At 39.9% G+C, this 5,362-nt stretch carries 3 protein-coding genes and 1 pseudogene; all 4 read left to right on the top strand.

Translation table 11 applies throughout. The annotated features are described in order from the left end of the window. Positions 1–288 precede the first annotated feature (288 nt). Positions 289–1,404, top strand: a complete 1,116-nt coding sequence (locus tag ACOVO2_RS18615; protein WP_421771418.1) for an alpha/beta hydrolase-fold protein — start codon at positions 289–291, stop codon at positions 1,402–1,404. A 145-nt stretch (positions 1,405–1,549) separates the two neighbouring features. Beyond that, a complete protein-coding gene (locus ACOVO2_RS18610) occupies positions 1,550–2,809 on the top strand; it encodes a glycosyl hydrolase family 8 (RefSeq protein WP_421771417.1) in 1,260 nt (419 codons plus the stop codon). Between the two features lie 31 nt (positions 2,810–2,840). Then, a complete protein-coding gene (locus ACOVO2_RS18605; protein WP_421771416.1) occupies positions 2,841–4,766 on the top strand; it encodes an alpha/beta hydrolase-fold protein in 1,926 nt (641 codons plus the stop codon). Positions 4,767–4,785: 19 nt separating this feature from the next. Continuing rightward, positions 4,786–5,362, top strand: a pseudogene (locus ACOVO2_RS18600) (alpha-N-arabinofuranosidase); the annotation flags it as partial.

The following is a 5,362-nucleotide window of genomic DNA, read 5'->3' as shown; positions in this document are numbered from 1 at the left end:
GAAGATTTCTTGTACAAAGGCACTACCGAGTGGGAAGCATATTTGAAAGATAAGAAAATAAATGTGAAAACTTACGCCATTCCAGGTGGACATACTTGGATGAATGTGAAGCAATATCTCAATGAAACTTTGCCAATTTTGTTTAAATAGATTGTATGGAACGCGGACGACGCAGATTCTTTCAGAAACGCTGATTAATACAGATATTAAAATAAAATCTGGTAAAATCAGCGGTTGAAAATCAGCGTCATCAGCGTTCAAATTTTTAATATTCAACTCAAAATTATAATGAAAAACTTTCTCAAAATTAGCCTTTTTGCTACTTCCATCGTGGGTAGCATCAACTTTGCACAGGCACAACAGCCTACCATTGTCGAAGATTTCAAACCTTCGGTACTTAACCAACCGCAACAAGAATACCCGCAGGTAAACTCGCAGGGGTATGCACGTTTCAAAATCATCGCTCCTGCTGCCGATAGTGTAAGAGTGAGTTTAGGTTTGGGCGGCCGTGGCGGTACAAAACTCGCCAAAGCCGAAGATGGAACTTGGATGGGAACTACCGAAGGCCCAATGGATGAAGGTTTTCACTACTACAACGTAAGAATCGACGGCGGAAAATTCAATGACCCAGGTACATTAAACTACTACGGCTCAGTTCGTTGGGAAAGTGGCATCGAGATTCCTGCCAAAGACCAAGACTTTTATGCCCTCAAGAATGTTCCTCACGGTAATGTTCAGCAAATCTTATTCCCATCACCAAGCACCAATACTTCTCGCCGAGCGTTTGTTTACACGCCTCCAGGCTATGAAAAAGGTAAAGACAAATATCCAGTTTTATACTTACAACACGGTTGGGGCGAAGACGAAACCGCTTGGATGAACCAAGGTAGAGCCAATTTGATTATGGATAATTTGATTGCCGATGGGAAAATCAAGCCATTCATCATTGTGTGTACGTATGGAATGACCAATGAAGTGAAATTTGGTAAAATGAGAGAGTTTAAAATTGAGCCATTCCAAACGGTTTTGATTGATGAATTGATTCCTTATGTAGATGCCAATTTCAGAACAATCGCTAAAAAGGAAAAACGAGCAATGGCAGGCCTTTCGATGGGCGGGATGGAAACAAAAACTATCACTTTAAACAAACCAGAAGTATTTGATTATTATGGCCTTTTGAGTGGGGGAACTTACGCTTCAACCGATTTCAAAGATAAACCAAAGCCAAAATACATCTTTTTGAGCTGTGGCAGCAAAGAGCGTCCAGATGGAATCCGCAAGGCAACCGAAGAACTAAAAGCCGCAGGATTTAACGCTGATGGCTACATTTCGGAAGGTACAGCCCACGAATTCCAAACTTGGAGACGAAGTTTATTGCAGATGGCTCCAAAGCTTTTTAATTAATAACAAAAATAAAGTGCAGCTTTAAGTGCTTTATTTTAAGAAAATGGAATGCAGAAATCAACGAAAAATCCGCGGGCATCTGCGTTGCTTGCATCAGCGTCATCAGCGTTCCATTTTTACGATTTTTTTAAATTACCAAAAATTGATGAAACAAGAAAAAACTAAATATTACAATCAATATAAAAGGCTCATCGGTCTTTTAGGTTTATTGTTCTTTTGTTCGTTTAGCATAAATGCACAAAAACCTAAATACAGAAATGTATTTAAGGAAATGGGGTATAGTCAAAAAGACATAGACGCCAAACTTCAAAAAGCATATTATGATGTTTTTGAAGGCCCAAACAAAGTTTATTTCGAAGAAGAAGACTCATTGGCTTATGTTTCGGATGTAAAAAACAAAGATGCACGTTCGGAAGGAATGTCGTACGGCATGATGGTGGCCGTTCAACTAAATAAAAAAGAAGTTTTTGATAAAATTTGGCGATGGGCAGTTAAATATTCTCAGCACCAAAGCGGGCCAAGAGAGGCGTATTTTGCGTGGAGTATTAATCCGATTACTAAAAGGAAAAACTCGCAAGGTTCGGCTTCTGATGGTGAACTCTATTTTGTAACCAGCCTTTTGTTTGCCTCTAACCGTTGGGGCAACGATACGGGTATCAATTATTATAAAGAAGCCCGCCGAATTTTAGATAATATGTGGAAAAAAGACGGTACAGGAAATATCTATAACATCATCAACACCGATGCCAAACAGATAAGTTTCGTGCCAGAAGGTGCTAATTACAAATGGACTGACCCTTCTTATCACTTACCTGCTTTTATGGAAGTTTGGGCAAAATACGCCAAAGATGGTCACGAAGACTTTTACAAAGCTTGTGCCGATACTTCAAGAGTATTTTTACACCGAGCTTGCCATCCAGTAACTGCCTTAAATTCAGACTACACCGAATTTAGTGGAGCCCCACATCCAACTCGTTGGATGCCACCAGGTTTTAGATATGACTCATGGCGAGTACCGATGAACATTGCCATGGATTATACTTGGTACGGAAAAGACAAAAAATGGCAACTGGATTATGCCAAAAGATTCCAAAATTTCTTGCGTTCAAAAGGTTTGGATACCTACGACGACCAGTTTAATCTCGACGGCTCAAAACCAGAGTTTATTTTGCAAGCTGGCCCAGTAAAAAAACTTCGCCATTCAATCGGCTTGGTTTCTACAGCGGCCACAACTGCTCTCATAAATAAAGGAAAAGAGAGCGATGATTTTGTAAAAGCCATCTGGAATGCCAAACTTGAACCTTACGAAGATGGTTATTTCGACCCTTATTTCGATGGTCTGATGTATCTATTCAGTTTGATGCACCTTAGCGGAAATTATAAAATCATTGAACCCGCTAAATAACCTCAGTCTTTCACCTTTTTAACCTCAAAATATGAAAAAACTACTCGCAATCATCTCTTTTTTGTTTGTGTGTGAAAACATAAGTTTCGCACAAAATATGGAAAAAGAAATGCCAAAAGGCTACGAAAATGCCAAAAATGGCATTGCCAAAGGAAAAATTGACACAGTTCAGTATGAATCAAAAACCGTAGGAAGCACCCGTAAAACGTTGGTTTACACGCCGCCAAACTACGATAAAAAGAAAAAATATCCTGTATTTTATCTCCTTCACGGCATCGGTGGCGACCATCTTGAATGGTTTAAAGGTGCAAATCCTCAAAATATTTTGGATAATCTTTTTGCCGAAGGAAAAATTCAACCAATGATTGTGGTCATGCCAAATGGTCGTGCGATGAAAGATGACCGTTCAACTGGAAATATCATGGCTCCCGACAAAGTTCAGGCCTTTGCTACTTTTGAAAAAGATTTATTAAATGACCTCATACCTTACATCGAAAAAAACTATTCAGCACTAACCGACCGTGAAAATCGTGCGATTGCTGGGCTTTCGATGGGGGGAGGACAATCATTGAATTTCGGGCTGGGAAATCTCGATAAATTCGCTTGGGTGGGTGGATTTTCTTCAGCTCCAAATACAAAAGTGCCGAAGGAATTAATGCCAAACCCCGAAGAAGCTAAAAAGAAGTTGAAATTGCTCTTTATTTCATGTGGTGATGCCGACGGATTGATAACTTTCAGTAAGCGTACGCACGAATACATGTACGAAAACGAGGTTCCACATATCTATTATTTAGAAGCGGGCGGGCATGATTTCAAAGTTTGGAAAAATGGATTGTATATGTTTTCACAGTTTTTGTTTAAACCTACTAATCCAAGCACTTTTACTAAATATTCTGTTTTGGGAACTCCTGCAGCAAGCAATATTCGTAATGCCAAATACCCGCAGATTTTACCTGATAATCGTGTGATTTTCAAAGTAAAAGCACCCGAAGCACAAAAAGTGCAGATTGATTTAGGCAGAAAATATGACATGGTAAAAGACACCAGTGGTTTCTGGAATGTAACAACCGATTCTGTAAGTCGTGGATTTCATTATTATTCGCTCCTCATTGATGGCGTAGCCGTTGCCGACCCAGCCAGCGAAACTTTTTATGGCATGGGCAGAATGGCAAGTGGCATCGAAATTCCCTACAAAGAAGGTGATTTTTATGCTTTGAAAGATGTACCTCACGGCGATATTCGTGTAAAAAAATACTATTCAAAAGTAACCAACTCTTGGCGTGAGGCATACATTTATACGCCACCAGGCTATGATAATTCTACCGAAAAATATCCAGCCGTTTACTTACTTCATGGTGGTGGAGAAGACCAACGTGGATGGGCTACTCAAGGCAAGACTGATTTGATTTTAGACAATCTCATTGCCGAAAAGAAAGCCAAACCAATGGTAATAGTAATGATGGATGGTAATTTTCAGGGTGGCGGTGGCCCCGCAGGTTTTGGCTTGCCACAACTCAATCAGTTTGAAAATGAGCTAAAAAATGCACTAATTCCATTTGTAGAAGCTAACTACAAAGTCTCTAACGAGGCCAAAAATCGTGCTTTAGCAGGTCTTTCGATGGGTGGTTTGCAAACTTTGCACGCTGGTGTTCGCAACTCTGATTTATTCAATTATCTCGGTGTTTTCAGTTCGGGTTGGTGGGCCAATAATACAAAACTTTCAGACCCACAATACGAATTCATGAAAACCAATAAAGATAAAATCAATGCCAACATCAAAGAATTTTGGATTTCGCAAGGTGGTAAAGAAGACATTGCTCACGCCAATTGCCAAATTATGATGAAGAAATTCGATGAAATGGGAATAAAATATAAGTACAGCGAATATGCTGGCGGACATACTTGGCCAGTTTGGCGACATGACATATATTTGTTCTCTCAGTTATTGTTTAAGTAAAAACCAATTTCGAAATAAAGTGAAAAAAACAATTTTATCATTGATTGCGGGTTGTATTGCTCTCACTGCAACAGCCCAAACCAAAATCACGTTGAACACGGATTTGGCCAAAACCAAAATCAATAAACATATTTACGGCCACTTTGCCGAACACCTCGGTCGTTGTATTTATGGCGGTATGTATGTGGGCGAAAGTAATACTAAAATCCCAAATACTGCTGGGGTTCGTAATGATGTGATTCAAGCCTTAAAAGAGCTAAAAGTGCCAAATCTTCGCTGGCCGGGTGGTTGTTTTGCCGATGCTTACCAATGGAAAGATGGAATCGGACCAAAAGAAAATCGTCCTAAAATGGTCAATGTTTGGTGGGGTGGTGTAACCGAAGATAATAGTTTCGGAACACACGATTTTCTTGACCTTTGCGAAAAAATCGGTGCAGAACCTTACTTGGCAGGAAACGTAGGTAGCGGAACGGTTCAAGATTTATCAGACTGGGTAAGCTACGTAAATCAACCAACAGGCAGCCCGATGTCTGACCTACGCATTCAAAATGGTCGTCAAAAACCGTGGAACGTAAAAATCTGGGGAGTTGGCAATG

The organism is Emticicia sp. (genome assembly GCF_049241225.1).
Classification (GTDB): Bacteria; Bacteroidota; Bacteroidia; order Cytophagales; family Spirosomataceae; genus Emticicia.
Note: the sequence above shows the minus strand (reverse complement) of the source record. Positions and strands in the feature narration are given on the sequence as shown.